Annotated in this window: 8 protein-coding genes and 1 tRNA gene; all 9 read right to left on the reverse strand. The window is 66.5% G+C overall.

Annotation, left to right across the window (positions count from 1 at the left end):
* Nucleotide 1: 1 nt before the first annotated feature.
* Nucleotides 2–4,507, reverse strand: coding sequence for a sacsin N-terminal ATP-binding-like domain-containing protein (locus VGC13_RS04490; RefSeq protein WP_331124013.1), 4,506 nt, complete (start codon nt 4,505–4,507; stop codon nt 2–4).
* Between the two features lie 354 nt (nt 4,508–4,861).
* Complete coding sequence (locus VGC13_RS04495; protein WP_331124014.1) at nt 4,862–5,560, reverse strand: SprT family zinc-dependent metalloprotease; 699 nt, start codon at nt 5,558–5,560, stop codon at nt 4,862–4,864.
* Nucleotides 5,557–8,868 (reverse strand): type I restriction endonuclease subunit R, encoded by a 3,312-nt coding sequence (locus tag VGC13_RS04500; protein WP_331124015.1) that lies wholly within the window; start codon nt 8,866–8,868, stop codon nt 5,557–5,559. Before VGC13_RS04500 ends, VGC13_RS04495 begins: the two co-directional genes overlap by 4 nt.
* Before the next feature lie 73 nt (nt 8,869–8,941).
* A complete protein-coding gene (locus tag VGC13_RS04505) occupies nt 8,942–10,903 on the reverse strand; it encodes a GmrSD restriction endonuclease domain-containing protein (protein ID WP_331124016.1) in 1,962 nt (653 codons plus the stop codon).
* Nucleotides 10,900–12,186, reverse strand: coding sequence for a restriction endonuclease subunit S (locus tag VGC13_RS04510; RefSeq protein WP_331124017.1), 1,287 nt, complete (start codon nt 12,184–12,186; stop codon nt 10,900–10,902). The genes VGC13_RS04505 and VGC13_RS04510 overlap by 4 nt, the downstream gene beginning before the upstream one ends.
* Nucleotides 12,176–14,590, reverse strand: coding sequence for a class I SAM-dependent DNA methyltransferase (locus VGC13_RS04515; protein WP_331124018.1), 2,415 nt, complete (start codon nt 14,588–14,590; stop codon nt 12,176–12,178). The genes VGC13_RS04510 and VGC13_RS04515 overlap by 11 nt, the downstream gene beginning before the upstream one ends.
* A 234-nt stretch (nt 14,591–14,824) precedes the next feature.
* Nucleotides 14,825–14,898: transfer RNA gene (locus VGC13_RS04520), tRNA-Pro, on the reverse strand.
* A gap of 131 nt (nt 14,899–15,029) precedes the next feature.
* Nucleotides 15,030–15,566: a DinB family protein gene (locus tag VGC13_RS04525; RefSeq protein ID WP_331124019.1), complete on the reverse strand. Its 537-nt coding sequence runs from the start codon at nt 15,564–15,566 to the stop codon at nt 15,030–15,032.
* Between the two features lie 37 nt (nt 15,567–15,603).
* Nucleotides 15,604–17,505 carry a PDZ domain-containing protein gene (locus VGC13_RS04530; RefSeq protein WP_331124020.1) on the reverse strand — a complete coding sequence of 634 codons (1,902 nt, stop codon included), beginning with the start codon at nt 17,503–17,505 and terminating at the stop codon, nt 15,604–15,606.
* Nucleotides 17,506–17,509: the final 4 nt, after the last annotated feature.

The raw sequence follows: 17,509 nt of genomic DNA on the forward strand, positions 1-17,509 counted from the left end.
ATCAGTCGCTCGCACCAAAGTCGAATACGAGTGAGTCTGCAGACTGCACGCCGGTGAATCGGACCGCGTCGTGGTCAACGATCCGCAACTGGGCGAGGGGCTTTACGATGATTCGCACCCTCGGCTGGGCATCCGCCACCTCCACGTTCGAGACGATGACGACGAAAAACTCGTCTTTCGCCGCCCTCTGGACCTGCGAAGCCTGCAAGGTGATCTGGTCTGGTTCAGCACCGGCATACACCTTCAGTTCCCAGAACTCACGGTCCAGCTGGACCGCGTCGGCGCCGAGTCCCTTCTGGCCCCGGAGGTCTACGATCTCCTGATCATCGCGCGCGAGCACCTTTCTGAGTAGATCCAGGCCGACCGCCTCTCGTTCGGCGGCCGTATACGCCGGGGCGGGCTTGCCGGGCCTCGGCGGGGCGCCCCCTGGCCTGGGCTCCGGCAGGGACCTTCCGGGCGGCGGGCGCGATGCAGGGGATTGCTTTGAGGAGGCTGTGTTGCCACCCTCCACGCGCCCCGCAGGATTCAGCGTCTGGTATCGCGAGGGGTCGATCAGGGAGCGGACTGGGCCCGTACTGGAATGCCGTTGCTCCGGGGGGGAGTTGGGCGCGGATGCGTTACCAGAACCGTTCGCCCCGCCCCCGGCCATTTGCTGTGCTTCTCCACGCGTAAGCCGGCGCTGCAATTCCGTCACCGCACGAGCGAGGCCCTCCTTCGCCACCGCTTCGTGCTCCTCGGCGGTGCGCACCCGCACCGCCTCCCGACCGGCGCGAGCCTCCTGGCAAGCGGCTAGCCATGCTTGCGCGATCCTCCGCGGCTCGGTGCGGAACAGGCCTGCGATGGCGCGACCGCCGATGTCGACCCGGTCCAACTCGGCGGCGTTGCGCAGGAATAGTACGCCGGAGCTCGTGTCCATCTTGGCTGCGACTGGCGCAACCAATTCGCCATCCACGATGCCGGTTACCCCTACTCGCAGGTCGTTCGAAACACACACCCGCAGTTCCGCGAGCTGCTCCCACGACACGGTGAGTCTTTGGGCTGCCCCCCTGTCGTTACGGACGAGATCTTCCTTCAGCAAATGCACCGCGTCACGGAGTACTTCGGTCGCTTGCTCGTCCGCTTCCGCTTGGTCCGGGTCGATGACCCGGACGGATTCCGTCGGGATCGGCGTCAGCCGCAGCGCGTCAAAGAGGGGAGTGAACTGGCTGACGTCGCCCCCGGGTCGCCAGATCGGGAGCGCATTCGCAAGCCCGTCAGCCAGCGGGAGATCAGTAACCGCATAGACCGGCCGCCGCTGCCTCCATCCAACGCTCGTCCACAGCGGGAGCTTGGCGAGAGTGCGGGCGAGCTCCTTGGTCGATTGCACCTCCGCAGTGTTCCGGACCAGAAGGCGGAGGCTCTCCAGCATTACAATCTGGTCGTCGGTGTCCGGCGTGGCCTCGGCCGTTCCCATGCGAAGCAGCACGTCGATGGAGTCCGCGGCGGAGGGTTCCCTCAGCTTTAGCGTCGTCCAGAGCCGATCCGCACCCTGGATGCTCGGCGTGAACGCGCGCCACCGGCCGAAGATGGGTGCACCTGTCAGGATGCCCCCGGGTTGGTGCCAGCCGAGGTTCGTGAACAGCAGCCCGGGAGGCTCGTGGAAGGCGGCGACGATCTGCGCCTGCGGGAGGTCGCCCTGGATCCGGCTGTCGTCGCCAAGCCGCTCCGCGAGGGTGCGGTAGATGAGGGCGGTACGCGCGGGCAGGTCCGGATCGTCCGTTCCCGCGGACCGGAGATCGCGGAGCGCCCTCACCAGCGTCCCCGTATCCGGGTCGCCGGCGACGCCGAGAGCTTCGAGCACCTTGAGGTGCTGCACCAGGTCCCGGTGAAGGTAGCCCGTGGGCGCCGGACCCCGGACCGCAACCGTCGCCGGTGTACGGCGCTGGAGCGCATGTGGCGCGGTGGCGGTTCCCTTCGCGTCGTCGAGCCACGGGATCTCTGCCGCCTGCCACAACCAGAACGCACGGGTCCTGCCCCGAGGCTGCCAGGAGTAGTAGTCAGACGCAGCGGGAACGGAGGCTCGTCCTGAGAGCCGTTCCCACGCGCGGGCGAGCGTGGCGAGCATAGCGGCCGCCCTCTCACGACGCTGCACAGGCTTCCGCTCGGCGGCGATCGAGCGCAGGACGGCCGTCAGGTCCGGGCTGTCGATATCCTCAAGCGTATAGCTAGCACCCAATTCGCTGAGCGCTCGGCTGCGCACAGCGGGGCCCCCCTCGACGATCCTCGGAAGCCCTCGTTCCGCCGCCACGAATCGATGGGCGAGCTTAGGGTGGGGCCTAAGCCGCGGCGCGGTCTCAGCTCCGAGCAGTTGCAGGAATCGAAGCGGCCCGAGACTGGCCCGCCCAGTTGACCGCAGCACCTTCGCGTACCGCCCGTGCAGCCAACTCAGGCCTGGGGTTTCCGCCGCCGCCTCCGCGAAGCCGGGTTCTCGAGCGCGCTCGATCGCGATTGGGAGGTAGGCGACCGCCGGTTTGATGGGGAGTTCTTCGCGGGTTCCGCCCCGCACGAACCGGAAACCCTGCAGCAGGACTGCCTTTCCGATTCCTGGGCCGACCTTCGCGCGCCCTTCCGCGCTGAGCTGGTCGAGCGCGTCCCGGAGCGCCACGACCTGGACATCCGTGAGGGCCTCTTGGAGCGCGCCGCCCGCCGCGCCCGTCCGGGCAAGCCGTTCCAGGACTGCGGCCACGTCACTTGCGTCTACGGCGGCCCCGATGCGGCGGAGCCACTTCAGCACAACGCCTACGGGAGCCGAGCGGGTCACATAGGCGGGGTGGAGAGCGCGGGTAATGTCCAGAGTCGCTCCCACTCCCCCCTCACCGGTGACCAGCATCCAGGGATCCGAAGCTGCCGGTGGCGGAACCTGAGAGCCGTCGGCGAGCACCACCGCCGGGAGTTCCTCAAGGGCGTACTCGAGATACTCCTCCACCGCTGCCGCGACCAGCGCGATGACGGCATCTGGGCCACGTCCCGGCTCATTCAGGAGCTCCAAGGCTTGTTCGACGTCCACCTCGGGCGGGATCGGCGCATCTGCCTGCCTCCAGTCTTCCAGCACTTCGCGCCAGCGCTCCGCCGCGTCACGTGCAGGGACGGGAAGCGCCTGCGGCAGACCGGCCAAGCGCGCCACCTCGTCGGGGGTGATGACGCCGGTCAGGGCCGGGACCTCCACCGCAAGCTCGGTCAAGTGACGTTCCGATCCGCCAGTGTCGATCACCGCCCGCCGGGCGAGTGCTGTGCGGGCACGGTCGAGTATCTCGTCCAACAGCGCGCTGGTTCCGCCGCCGCCCATATCTTCCTCGGGCAGGGGGATTACGCTCCATGCCGCGGCCGGTTGCTCACGGAACAGGCGCGCGGCAGCCGCCGTCCACAAGTCCGCCGCGAGCGGATAGAGCGCATCATTCCACGATGTCTCCGCGAGGCCCTGTCGGCTCGAAGTCGGATCGAACTGCCCATGGATCCTCGCCGGCACGCCGATCGCCGCGAGCGGCAGTCCCGCGTAGACAGTGCCCTGGTCGGCGTGCGTCAGCGGGAGCGCGACTCCAAGAGGTGTGGTTTGGCCGTGGGCCTTATGGCTCCGGCGGACTCCTTCCGGAGCGGGAGCCTCGGCCGTGTGCACGGCCCAGCAGCGCCCGTCACCGGCCACAGCCCGACGGCGGTGAACCAGGCACGACGCGGCGCCTATCCAGATCTCTTTCCTGCCGTCCTGCGTCGTCCAATGCAGGCGAAGGGTGCCGAGCTGCTCACCGCCGACGCGGAGGGTCACCTCCTCCACACTGGCACAGAAGAGCAGGGCCGCGTCGTCCCATCGCTCGATCCATCCGGCGATCTCGTCCCGCTCGAGCGTTCCCGGGGAGAGCGGGACACGAAGTATGGTGATGTTCGAAGCGCGGGTAGCCGCCGCGGCCGCCGGTGGATCGATCCACGCCAGCGAAGGGCTCTCCAAGCGGACGGAGTAAGGGCCCGAGTAGACCTCGAGGGCAGGCGAAAGTGCCTGCAATGTCATCAGCCCGATGCCGAACCGGCCGATAGCCGTAGCCTCATTCCGCTTCGTGGTCAGCCAGGGGGTGGCGAGTGCAAGAACATCTCGAAGGTTCACGGGCCGACCATCGTGCGTGACGATCAGCTCCTCGGGGAGGAAATTGAATTCCACCCGGCTCGCTCCCGCGTCATCCGCGTTCTGAACGATTTCCGAGAAACCCTGCAAGCGATCAGTGGAGAGCACTTCGGCTCCCGCACGTGCGCCTTCAAGGGCATCGACAAAGGCCTGTGGCGACGCCTTGAAATCCGCGGCCAGCTGCTCCACGGCGACGCGGGCGAGGGCGGGCGTATCCGGTTCGATACTCGGAGGTTCGCCATGCCAGTAGAGCGCGTGCGCGGCTTTCGCAACCGCCTGTGCCTTCTCGCCGAGTCCGGTCCAGGCGGACGGTGGATCGCGTTGGAGCGCCTGGGACGAAGGCACCGTAGATGCCACCGTCGCTCCGGGGAACGGGCCGGAATGATCGGTCACGGAACGGGTTGAATTCAATCGGGTGCGGGTGGAGCGGAGGCGCTACGCCCTGGCACACGGGCCGGCAGGGTTGAACCTGCGGTCGAGGGCCGACGGTCGGAATCCGTTCAGACGATCGCCCATGACGAAAGCTGATCGGTGCCCCTGAATTGCGCCACCCTCCGCCGGCCAAGGAGGACAGCGGGCCGCAAAAGCGCCGAGGAAGACAGGAGGCAGTGCAGGGCAGAAGGCTGATCCAGACGCGCCTCTTCACGTAGAGTTTATCCAAACGGAAAGAACTCTATCTGAACCGGAGGCAGCCAACATGGTCCGCGACGATCAGAAGAACCCTGCCCCCTGCTCCGCGAGCCATTGCCTGCGCGCCTGGTAGTCGGGCATCGCACGTTCCAGACGCCCCCAGAAGTCTGCGCTGTGGTTGGGGACAAGCAGATGCACCAGTTCGTGGGCGATGATGTACTCGATGATGCGCGGAGGCAGGAGCACGCTCCGCCAGTGGAAGTTGAGCCCGCCCACCGCAGTGCAGGAGCCCCACCTGTAGCCGAGGCTGCGCACTTCCAGCCCCGCCGGCGAAACGCCAATCCGCGGCGCCAGCGTCTCGACTCTACGCATGAGCCAAGGCCGGCCGTGCTCGGTGTACCAGCGCACGAAATGCTGGTCCGCACGTCCGACGTCGTCGCGGCGCAGGAGGAACTGCCCGTGAAGCAGGCGTAGCGGTACCGCCTGCGCTGCCGCCGCGACCAGTTTCAAACGATAGCTCCGGCCCAGGTAGAATAAGCTCTCCCCGCTGACGTACTCCTTGGGCGGAGGTGCACGGAAGAGCAAATCCTTCTCGGCGAGTTTGCTGTAGACCCAGAACTGCTTCTCCCGCGCGATCTGCTCCACGCGCTCTACGGAGCAGTCGTGGGGAGCCGTGAGCACCAGGGAGCCGTCCCGCTCGACGGTGATCCCTACTGTCCGCCGCCGGCTGCTGCGCAGCAGCGTGAACCGAAGATCATCGATCTTAAGCGTTTCGCTCATCGAACCAGATAGGCATGGCGCGCGCGGGCGAGTTCCATGATCCGGTCTGCCGCTGGGCGCTGCCTCTCGAATGGCACAGCGTCGTGATCGTCGAGCATCCGCACGATTGACATGCGGAGCACCTCCTGCGCGTTCTGACTTCTCCAGAAATCGACGATGCGGATCTCCTGGCTGATGTGCGCGACGATCGCGACCGTCAGCGAGACGAGTCTCGCCATCTGCTCCGACGAAAGCTCCTCTTTGCCTCCACCCGCCTCCTCCATCAGGATGCCGAGGAACGGCGCCTGGGTTTTCGGGTCGAGCCCGGTATCGTCTGATGGCCGCCCCTCCCGCACCTCCTGGGTGAAAGCACGCAACGCTTCAACAAGTCGCTCCCAATTATCTTCGAACGACCGGAGGATCTCTTCCAGCCGCTCGGAGAGCCGCTTGTAGTGGGCGGGGTCCTCGTGCGCATGCTTGCTGATGTGGTAGCGTGCGGCATGCTCCATCTCCGACGCCTTTGCACGATTGGAGACGTGCGCATCGACCGCACGCTCGAAGTCGGCGTCGAGGATCGAGATCGGCGCTACCCGGGGATTCACTCCCTGGGTCACCACGTACTCGTCGATCAGATCCCGCACCTTGCGCCCGGCTCCGAAAAGGTTGAGCTGCTCGTCGCGGTACAGGTTGGCCGCGGCCCTATGGATAAAGCCCAGGATCCGGGCATCCCGCACATACGGCAGCGCCGCCGGGCGCGGCAGCACGATGTCTAGGCTCTCCAGAAAGAACCGTAGCCGCACGACGAACTCGGCACGGAGCCGGACGTCCCGCAGCAGATCGACACAGGCAGTGACGTCCTCGATCTGCTCGATTCCGCGCTGAGTGAAGACGGCGAGCACCCTCTGGTGCCGGTCCGCCAGCTTCGGGAACTCGTCGCGCAAGTCGACCAGAGCACCCTCGACGTCGGCGTCAGCATACACGGAGAGCGCCTCCTTGAGGTGAGCGCCAACCCCCACGTAATCGACGACCAGACCGCAACGCTTCCCCTCGTGCGTGCGATTGACGCGGGCAATTGCCTGGAGCAGTTCGTGGCCCCGCATCACGCGATCGAGATAGAGGCCCTGCGCGACGGGCGCGTCGAAGCCGGTCAACAGCATGGTCCGCACACAGAGGAAGGCGAGCCCGTCCTGTTTCGCCGCGTCCGGGTGCGTGAGCGGCCGCTTGAAACGTGCGATGTGCTGCTCTTGCTGCGCGCCCTCACTCCAGCGGGCCCATGCGGGGTCATCGTTGTTGCCCCCGGAGATCACTGCGGCGAACTCCAGCCGGCGGATGGTTTCGAGGTGGACGTGCGCTCGGGCCAGGAACTGCGTCTCGGGGTCCAGCCGTTCCCGCTCCTGCGCAGACAGAGCAAGGACGGCGGGATCGAGCCTCTCCAGCTCTTCGAGGAGCGCGCGATGCGCCCGCTCCAGCGACTCCTGGTAGAGCACCGCGGCACGACGCGTGGCGCCCACCACCTGCGCCTTGAAGCCATTCGGCAACACCGCGTCGACATAGTGCCGCAAGACGTCGTCGGCCTTCGCCTGTATCAGCTTCGGAGCCTCGAGCACATGGCCGCGCGTGGCATACTTGATCTTGATGGCCTCCAACTCCAGCGGAGTGCGCTCCCGGAAGAGATCCTCGAAAAGCTCATCCATGGAGCGCCCGTCCGCGACGGCGGCGTTGGCGGTCCGGCCTTCATAAAGGATCGGGACTGTGGTCCCATCGGCCTCGGACTGGCGGATCGTGTAGCGGTCGATGAAGGAGCCAAAGATCTCATGCGTACGCTTGCTGTCGCCGATGAGGATCGGTGTACCGCTGAAGCCGATCAGGGCTGCATTCGGCAGCGCCCTGCGCAGGTTGGCGTGCAGGTCGCTCGACTGAGAGCGATGCGCTTCGTCGACCAGCACCAGGATCTCGTGTGAGGTGTTCAGCACGGGAAACAGCTCCTCGCCGCCGGCGCTAACGCTGGGGGCTGAGGCCGTTGCTGCGCCGGCGGGGACCGCCTCCGCATCGGGCGACGGGGAGGGGCCTTTCGCAGTGGCTGCGAGCCGCACCACGTCCACCTCCAGCCGCTCCGCGTCGGTGTCGGTCTCCCGATACTTCTGAATCATCGCAAACACCAAGGCAGCTCCAGGCTGACGGAGGAGCTTTTTGAGCTTTTCTCCATCCGTGGCCTTTTGCACCACGTCTCCGGTGAGTTGCGCCGTCTCGTGAAGCTGCTTCTCGAGGTCCGTGCGGTCGGTGACCACGACTACCTTGTAACGGCGTAGCCCCGGCAGCGTGCGCATCTTCCGGACGAGGAACACCATCGTCAGACTCTTGCCCGAGCCCTGCGTGTGCCAGACGATCCCGCCGCGCTCCTCGCCAGGCTCTCGCCGCAGGCGCTGGAGGGCTTGATGGACCGCGCGGAACTGCTGGTACCGCGACACCAGCTTGATCCGGCGCGGACCGGCTTGCATGAAGATGACAAAGTTGCGGACGATGTCGAGCAGGTGCTCCGGCCGCAGCATCCCCGCCACCAGGGTTTCCTGGCTGGTGAGCGCCGGCTTCCCCAGCGCCTCGGCGACTTCGGCGAGCGGGACGGGGCTGGTGTCCTTCCACTCCAGGTAGTGGTCGTATCCCGCTCCAACGCTCCCGACCCGGGCCTGCAGCCCGAAGGTGGAGACCATCAGCTGGTTGTAGTGGAAGAGGCGCTCCACGCCCTCGTCCTCGTCGACCCAATCGCGTCCATTGGAGTAGCGCAGGAGCTGGGTGATGCCCTGCTCCATGGGATCGGTGGCACCCGGGCTCTTGCATTCGATGACTACGAGCGGGATCCCGTTGACGAAGAGCACCAGGTCGGGGATGCTGTGCTTGCGGTCGCCGAGCGGGTCCACGCGGAACTGGTTGACGACGAGGAAGTCGTTGTTGCGCCAATCGCCCCAGTCGATATACCGGATGGTCTGCTCACGGCCGTCGTCCCACCCGGGGAGTCCCTCGACCTGGGTGCCGGTCCGGAGCAGAGTGGTGGCCGTCTCATTCGCCTCCATCAGCCGCGTCGGCGGAATCCGCTCCAGCACACCAATCGCTTGGCTGCACCGGCCGTCGTCCAGCCACACCCCACCCTCCGGATCCGGGTTGATCCGCCGCAACGCCTCGCGGAGGCGACCCTGCAACAGGACCTCGCGGAAGGAGGTGCGCCCCGTAGCCGCCGGATCCACGGTGTTCCCGGGCAGAAAGGCCCACCCCATCCCTTGGAGCTGCTCGATAAGGGGAAGCTCGACTTCGGTGTACTCGCTGGGCAGGGGCATCCGGCGCCTCGGGTGACAATGAAGGAGATGTATGAAGCCGGGCACCAACTCGCTGGGTGCCGTCGGGGTGCCCCTACGCCGGCACCGGCTCTTCCAGCGCGAGCACCTCGTGCCGCACGTGCTGCTTGAAAGCCTCGACATCGGTGAAGAAGCGATACCCTGCCGCATTCGCCGCCTCTTCCGCCGCCAGAGTCTCGCCGACCAAGAGGACGGTGGGCTGGCTGAGTCCCTCCTGCAGTCCGTTCGGCCACGCGAGGTCGAACACCGCGAGCGGCTGTCCGGTCGTGGCGTCCACGATCTCGTGCTCGATCACGCCGGTGGGGAGGCCCTGCGCGACGACCCAGTCATTGACTTCCATCAGGAGTTGCATCTCGTCGTCGCTGTCCACTCCGCCCGGGACCACCACCACCTCGCGGTCCACGATGGACGGGACGTCGGCCGATTCGGGCGCGGCTACGGTCCCGCCGAGCAGGCTGTCCAAGAACTCGTTGGCGGCCCGTGCCAGCCGCTCGCGCCGGGCCTCGAGGAAAGCCGGGTAGTTCTCGATCCGCCACAGTTCCCGGTCCATCGGAATCCAGTGCGACTCGATGACGCTCGGGTTGCGGGCGGCGAACTCCTCCAAGTACTCGGCCGGGTTCCGGTCCGAGACGCGGAGGTTGGTCTCCTGCGTCAGGAAGGTGAAGTTGGCGAGCGCGTTGACCATCGATCGGTCATAGCCATGCTTGTACAGGAGTGCCTTGGGAAAGATGTGGTGCACCTGCAGGCTTGACGTCTTTCCGAGCAGGTGGCTCGACAACTCCACCCCGGTTTCCCAGTCCTGCGCCTGCCAAACACGGGTTAGCATGTAGAGCAGCGGGTAGAAGCGTGCCCCGCGGCTCCACCCGGTGAAGTCCTGCGACTGGATGCGCAGGTCGCCGCGGTCGCGCCGGAGCTGCTGGATTAGGCGGTCGAGCGCGCCGTCCTTCTCCTCGATCAGGCGGAGGTCCTGGTTGAGGACCGTCTCTGTGGACCCGGCGTAGCGTCCCCAAAGCATCGTGTTGACGTACCAGTACAGGAGCCGGTCCCGTTCCCGATGGTCGTCGAAGCGGCCGCCCCGCTGCACCAGGTAGCGCGTGAGCAAGGGAAAGGAGTACCGGCTCCCGAGCACCCGGTCGTGATCCAGGCCGAGCCGCGAGGCGACGAGGTTGAGGAGCCGGTCGATGTGCTTCTCCGCGTCGAGAAGCCCTTGGCGGAACTGCGCCGGCTCCACGTCCTTGAGGAAGGAGAAGAAGGCTTCGCCGGTCAGGATCGTGTTGATATTGCGGAGGAGCCAGTCGAGCTCGAAGTGGAAGCCTGCGCGTTCATACTTGCGCAGCCGGGCCTGCATCTCCTCCCGCGCCTGCGGCCACTCGGCGCAGATCTTAGCGAGCGCCAGATCGCCCTTGGAGAGCTTGGTACCACCGCTGTTGACCTTGTTAAAGATCTCCACCACCACGTCGACGGTCTTGTCCTCCCCGGTCACCTCCTCGATGTGGAGATCGATCTCCTGGATGCTGCTGATGGCGTTGAGCCGGTTGATGTACGTCGTGAGGTTCGGCGCCAACTCCGGCACCTGCGCAATGCGCTGGAGGAACTCGCCGAGCCCCTTCTGCATCAACTCCGTGATGCTGATCCAGCGCGGGTCGCCACCCATTTTCAGCGGCGCATAGAACTGGAAAAGCTGGTCGTCCAGATGGAAGTAAAGCCCGGTAAAGGCGTCCGCGTTCCCATCAAAGAAGCGCGGCGGCCGACCCCGGATCATGCCGTACAGCGTGGTAATCCGCTGCTGGCCATCCAGGAGGAGCTTGACAGTCCCAGCCTGGAGCTTGCCGTCGCCGCGAGCGTCCGCGTTCTCCGTCTTTGTGGTCCACACCAGCAGGCTTCCGACCGGGTGCTTCTTGTACAGTGAGTCTATCAGGCCGCGCACCTGTTCCCTGTTCCAGACGTAACCGCGCTGGAACTCGGGGAGTGCGACGCCGCCGTCATCGATCTGGTCCAGAATGGTGGAGATCTTCATGCGCCGGCTTCAATGAGTTCGGGTTCGCGCTCGGTCGCCGGCACGCGCACATATCCGGTGAGGAGGTCCTGCATCAGGCCACTCTTCAGGAGTTGGAGCTTGTTGCGGTAGGCTTCCTCGGCGCGGATACGGGCATTGACTTCCGAGAGCACGGTCTCGATCCGCTGTTGCTCCATTCTTGGCGGAACAGGCAGGAGCAAGGTGCGTAGGGTGTCAGCACGAATCGCCGACATGATCCCTCCTTGCTCATCTCGCCGGAACTGGCGGACAACCCACGGCGCATAGTTGATCTGGAGCGAAGCCAGCATAGGTGAGTAGCGGGCCTCATCGAAGGTAAGGGTCCATACATGCTTTGAAGAAAGAGCAGTACCAATCGTTCCAGGAACTAGGCAGCTACGACCCACTGTTCCCATGATGGTGATCATAACGTCGTTAGGTCGTACGGCGTAGCGACTGAGCGTCAGGTACTTTGACTCGCCTACGAAACGTGTGAACTTCGGAACAAACTTCTCCGGGTAGACGTTGTCGATACCGAGCAACGGGATCCCATGACCTCTCAGTTCCGAAGCCAGTAGCTCACTCCCGAAAGGACCACTGCGCATCGCAGGGTTCACCTCGGCAAGTAGTGCTATTACAGGCTGTACCTGCCAGTCCTGCGGGAGCCGTCCCAGCGGTGACTCCTTAAACTGCTCCGGTTGCTCGATCGGGTCGCGCAACTCACCGTTCTCATCCAACCCGCGGGTGAGAAGGTCGTGAAGCAGCCCGTGCTTTAGACGCTTCAGCTTCGCGATCAGTGCCTCGGCATCTCGCATCGCCTCGTCAGCCGTATCCAACACCTCAGCAATGCGGCATTGCTCAGAGCGCGTCGGGATGAATAGGCGTACCTGACTTAACTCTTTCTTCCCGACCGCCTCAAACGTGGTTCCTTGGGACACACGCCGTAATTGCCTTGGGGCCAACCCAAGAACATGGAACCCGTATTGCGGATCGGCAGCGGTGAAACGCACTGCTGCCAAGCCTCGCCCGATGCAATACTCTTTGTCCGCACGGTTAATAGCACCGACAGGCGCCCGGACACTGATCAGGGTATCGTCCCGTTGCGCGAGCTTGCCCGGCCGCGTGCAGTACAGCCGCGCCTGTGGATATTGAGAGCCAAACTCCGCATTGCCCTGAAGAAACGGAACCCCGTTCCCCGACTCGTTCACAACAGAGGAAGGTGGCGACTGGCCCATCGTTATAACGGCAACGCGTTCGAGTGGCAGCACACCTAGCTCAACCGACATAGGCCAGTTCTCCAATCATCTGCTCCAGCCGCCTCGCTGCCTCGTCCCGATCCGCAGAGATCACCGCGAGCGGCACCCTGTACTTCTCCCACCACCCACGAACCGCTTCCGCCACCCGCACCCGCTGCACGGCTACATACCGGTCCAACTCCCCCATCAGAGCGCCACGTAGGACGGCTAGCGCCAGCGTCTGCGCTGCCTCGGCATCGAGCTTCTGCCGCGCCGCGACCAGTTGCTTAACTAGCTGCCCTCGGAGCAACTTGAGCTGCCTCTTCGCAGCCGAAAGACTTCGCCTGAGCGCCCGAACCTCGTCCTCGCTCAACCGGTCCTCCGTGTCGCCGGCTTCGTCCTCCTCGTCGCCGGGGCTCGCGGTGGCGGCCGCGAGCTGGCCTTCGAGATCCCCGACGCGTGCCTCCGCCTCCACGATCTCAGCGAGGAAGTTGGGCAGCACGCGCCGCACGAAGGGGTGCTCCAGCGGATCGAAGCCCTTTACCATGTCCTCCTCAAGCGCGGTGCGCACCGTCTCCGCCCAGCCGTCGAGCAACTCGTCAAAGCCGCGCGCCGCCAACGTCTTCAGGTCGTACTGAGCGGCGAACCACCAGGACGCGATCACTCCGTCGATCTCGAATCGTCCCAGCAGCCCCACGGGCGCGAGCGCCCCGCCGAACGAGCCGAGCAGCTCCTGCCGCAACGCCATTACCGCGCGCTCTTGAGGCAGCGCGGCGATGCGCGGCGCGTGCGCCTCCCACCACCCGTCGAATGCCGCCCGTAGCCGGGCTTCCTGAGCCCGCACGCCAGCGTCATTCTCCGCAGCGCGGCGGACCTCCTCCCGCGAGGTGAGCTCCGGGTGGAAGTCGAAATAGCGTTCATCACGGTCGACAAAGAGCGCGGCGGGGTTGAGGCCCTGCGCGTCCAGGAGGTCTCTCTTCGCCTCGACCTCCGCCCGCGGCACGCCGCCCACCAGGTGCGCGCGTACGTCGTGCGGCTCCGGCGAGGGCGCGTTGTCGGCGTAGCGGCGAATGTTGAGGTTCCAATCGTGTGCTTCTATCTCTGCGATCGGTACCACCGCCGCGTAGCCAGGGACGTCCCGGAACGCACGATAGGTGGAGACGATCTTCTCCACATGCTCCGGCCGTAGGTAGTTCTGCGCGCGGCCTGCGTGGAACTCCGCGTCGGCGTTGATGAAGAGCACCTTGCCCCGGCGGTCATCCTCCTTGGAATCCCGCGGCCGCAGCACCATGATCGCCGCGGGGATCCCCGTCCCGTAGAACAAGTTGGCCGGAAGCCCAATGACCGCCTCCACCACATCCTCCCGGAGCATCCCGCGCCGGATCTCCTTCTCCGCCCCCCCGCGGAAAAGAACCCCGTGCGGGATCACCGTGGCCATCTTCCCGCCAGGCCGCAGCACGCTCAGCATGTGCTGTACGAACATCAGGTCCGCCTTCTTTCCCGTCTCCGGCGCCCATCCGTACCGGAAGCGCTCCGGAAACGTGATGTTGGCCCGGGTGTAGTTCTGGCTGAATGGCGGATTTGCGATCACCCGGTCGAAGCGGTCCAATTCGCCACCTGTACGGTGCATGGGGGTCTCGAGCGTGTCCCCATTCTCGATCTTCGCGCCGCGGATCCCGTGCAAGATCATGTTCATCTTGCACATGGCCCATGTCGCGCCGTTGTGCTCTTGGCCGGCCAGCGTCAGGTCGCGCGGGTTGCCGCCATGCTCCTCCACGTGCTGATGGCTCAGGATCAGCATGCCCCCCGAGCCTACGGTGGGATCGTAGATGCGCATGCCCTGCTGCGGGTCGATGAGGCGCACCATCAGCCGCACCACGTCGCGCGGCGTGTAGAACTCGCCGCCCTTCTTTCCGGCCGAGTCGGCGAATTCACCGATTAGGTACTCGTAGGCCGCTCCAAGCAGGTCCGGAAACTCGAAATCCTCGTTGCGCAGGCGGTAGCGGCTGAAGTGAGTAATTAACTGCCGGAGCCTGGTGTCCGGAATCCGCGACTGACCAACCTTCCGGTTGAAGTCGATGTAGGTGAGCACCCCTTCCAGCGACGAGGCGTTCTCCTCCTCGAGCGCGGAGAGCGCCTTGTTGAGCCCCGTCCCGACGTTCTCGTGGACCTCGTCGCGCAGGTGGGCCCAGCGTGCACGTTCGGGAACGTAAAACGTGTCGGCGTAGCGAGAGGGATCGTCGGCCCGCTTGCGCGCCTCCTCCTCCGAGCGGCCGCGGGCGACGTTCTCCTGCAGGATCTGCTCATAGCGCTCCTCAAAGACATCCGAGGCCCGCTTCAGGAACAGCAACCCAAAGATGTAGTCCTTGAACTCCGAGGCATCCATCTTCCCGCGCAGAATGTCCGCAGCGCCGAAGAGATGCCGTTCAAGTTGGGGGAGCGTGAGCTTGGCCATGAGTTTTGACTGGAGAAGCGCGAAGCCGACAAGTCTGCGGAATGACGTGGTGGGCTCGCGTGTACAAGCGCGAGGACAAACCATAGGAGGTGAGGGCGACCGCCCAAACGCGGGCACTCCGCGCATGCGCATTCCTGCGCAACGCGAATCTCACCAACTCGCTCACCAAGCATGACATAATGCACGACAAAGGCCCTGCATCGCAAGTCGATGCAGGGCCTTTGCTTATCCTAGTCGGGACGGCCGGATTTGAACCGGCGACCCCCTGAACCCCATTCAGGTGCGCTACCGGGCTGCGCCACGTCCCGAACCCCGGTCTTCACCCGCGCCGTAGCCCGTGCGAAGAATGGCAAACCTATCCGTTTCCGGCTCCCTCGTCAACCCCTGCCCGGCTCCCGCGGTTCGGTACGCGGACGGCGCGGGCCGGGAACGCCCGCGGTCACTGCGACCACGGCGGGACGACGCCGTTCATTCGCGCGTAGGCGATGGACTGGCCCAGGTGCTCGTTCATGTGCGCGAGCAGCTGAAGCAGCACCGCCCACTGCGGCACGTCGCGGCCGTACAGGCGCGTGGGCGCGGCGAGCTGCGCGTCGCTCATCGCCGCCACAGCCGTGCGCACGTGCTCGCGCGAGCGGCGCAGCAGGTCCACCACCTCGGCCTTGGCGGCGCGCTGCTCCACGCTGTCGGCGTCCAGCCCGCCGGGCGCGGCCACGCCCATGGCCGTCGCGGGATAGTAGTAGTTGTAGTGGCCCACGTGCGCGTACACCCGCGCGACCGTCATCACGCCCTCGGCGGGGCTCCACCCGTAGCGGTCCTCCGGCATCGCCTCCGCGAGCTCGACGAACTTCTGCATCGAGTTGTTGAACTGCCCAAGGAACTCCTCGCGGAATCCCGCCGGGGCCGCCTGCGCGCGTGCCCCGGGGGCGGCCGCCAGGACGAGCACCACGGGCAGCAGCAGCGCACCGATCGCTTTCATCGCAACCCTCGTGGGAATGAGTGTAAAGGAAGCCCGGTCACGGCCTGGCGCCCGGGCCCGCCGCGGCGCCGGGAGGCACCCAGCCGGGCGGCGGGGGCAGGCCGGGGTCCTGCACCGCGTCGTCGGGAACCACGGTGCGCAGCCAGTGCTGCAGCACCGCCTGCTGCTGTGGCGTGGCGTTGGGCGCGGGGCGCAGGAACCACCGCGGCGGCGGGCCGAGCACCACCGGCAGCTGCAGCGTGATCAGCTCGTCGCGGCGAAAGACCGTGAGTGCGGCCAGCGAGCCCTGCTGCCGCTCTAGCAGCCGCGCGTTCAGCCACTCGGGGGCCATGACGCGGAATCCGTCCAGCGCCACCAGCTCGTCGCCCGCGTTCACCCCCGCCTGCCAGGCGGCCGACCCGGTCAGCACGTTCACCACCTCGATCCGCCCCGCCCCGCCGCGCAGGGTGAGGCCGGTGTGCGACTCCCACGGCCCCGGCGGGGGGACGGGGAGGGTGGCGCCGGCGGGGCCCGCGAAGCGCACCGGGCCCGGCCCCATGGGCCCCATCCCGGCCATCGGCGCGCCGGGGGGGCGGGGCGGGACCAGCTCCGCGCCCGCGAAGGCCAGGAGGCCGGCGTAGTCCAGCTCGCCCGTGGAGCGCAGCGCGTGGTCGAAGAACGGGCGCAGGTCCGTCCCCGCCACCTCCGCCGCCAGCGCCTCCACCGCGCCCTCGGGGAATCCCTGGTCCACCGACCCGTAGCGCTCCCACAGCAGGCGCATCAGGTCGTCCATCGAGCGCGCGTTCTCCGTCGCCTGGCGAATGCGCAGGTCCAGCAGCATGGCCACCAGCGCGCCCTTCTGGTAGTACGAGATGGTGGCGTTGGGGGTGTTGCTGTCCGGCCGGTAGAACTTGATCCAGGCGTCGAACGAGGCGTCGGCCAGCGACTGCACGGCGCGGCCGGGAAGCGTCTGCAGCCGCGAGATCATCTCGGCGACCTTGCCCAGGAACCGCTCCACGGGGATCAGCCCGGCGCGGCGCAGGAGCAGGTCCGTGTAGTAGGTGGTGATCCCCTCCACCACCCACAGCTCGCGGGTGTAGTTCTCGCGCGTGTAGTCGAACGGGCCCAGCGCGGCGGGGCGGATGCGCTTGCCGTTCCAAGCGTGAAAGAGCTCGTGCGCCACCAGCCCCAGGAAGCTCTCGTACGCCGGGCCGCGAAAGGTCCAGCGGTCCGCCAGCAGCGAGGTGGCGTTGCGGTGCTCCAGCCCGCCCCCGCCGCCGTTGGTCAGCTGCAGGAAAAAGGTGTACGCGGGGTAGGGAAGCGTGCCGAAGATCTCGCGCTCCGCCAGCACGATGCGCGTGGTGTCGGCGGCCAGGCGGCGCGGGTCCACGTTGCCGCGGCCCCAGATGGCGAACTCGTGCGGCACCCCGTTCACCAGCCAGCGGACGACGGGGTGCGTGCCGATCTCCAGCGGCGAGTCCACCAGCTCGTCGAAGTCGGCCGCGTGAAAGCGCGTCTCCCCCAGCGCCCGCAGGGGCGTGGTGACGCGCCACCCTTCGGGCGCGTGCACCTCGACCTCGGCGGGCTCGCCCTGGCGCCCCTCCAGGTACATGAACACCCCCGCGCCGATCACGGTTGCGTGCGTGGCGTCCACGTGCGAGGTGCGCACGGTGATTTCGTCGGCGTGGATGACCCACCGCGCGCGCAGGACCCCGTCCGCGGGCGCATCCACCCGCCAGGTGTGCTTGTCGGCCTTGTGGGAGGGAAGGGGGGTTCCGGCGCCGTCCATGGCCTCGAACTGCACCACGTTGCGCGCGAACTCGCGTACCAGGTACGAGCCCGGCGTCCACACCGGCATCACCAGCGACGCGGGCGCGTGCACGCCGTCCGCCTGCAGCTCCACCGCGAGCAGGTGGGTTTTCGGATCCGGCAGGTGCAGCCGGTAGACGATGCTGGCCACGCGC

Origin of the sequence: Longimicrobium sp. (assembly GCF_036399255.1) — a bacterium.
GTDB lineage: Bacteria > Gemmatimonadota > Gemmatimonadetes > Longimicrobiales > Longimicrobiaceae > Longimicrobium.

Excerpts from the sequence above, each read along its gene's own strand:
- VGC13_RS04500 (WP_331124015.1), bottom strand. The coding sequence starts at position 8,868 with ATGCCCCTGCCCAGCGAGTACACCGAAGTCGAGCTTCCCCTTATCGAG.
- VGC13_RS04525 (WP_331124019.1), bottom strand. The coding sequence starts at position 15,566 with ATGAAAGCGATCGGTGCGCTGCTGCTGCCCGTGGTGCTCGTCCTGGCG.
- VGC13_RS04495 (WP_331124014.1), bottom strand. The coding sequence starts at position 5,560 with ATGAGCGAAACGCTTAAGATCGATGATCTTCGGTTCACGCTGCTGCGC.
- VGC13_RS04515 (WP_331124018.1), bottom strand. The coding sequence starts at position 14,590 with ATGGCCAAGCTCACGCTCCCCCAACTTGAACGGCATCTCTTCGGCGCT.
- VGC13_RS04505 (WP_331124016.1), bottom strand. The coding sequence starts at position 10,903 with ATGAAGATCTCCACCATTCTGGACCAGATCGATGACGGCGGCGTCGCA.
- VGC13_RS04510 (WP_331124017.1), bottom strand. The coding sequence starts at position 12,186 with ATGTCGGTTGAGCTAGGTGTGCTGCCACTCGAACGCGTTGCCGTTATA.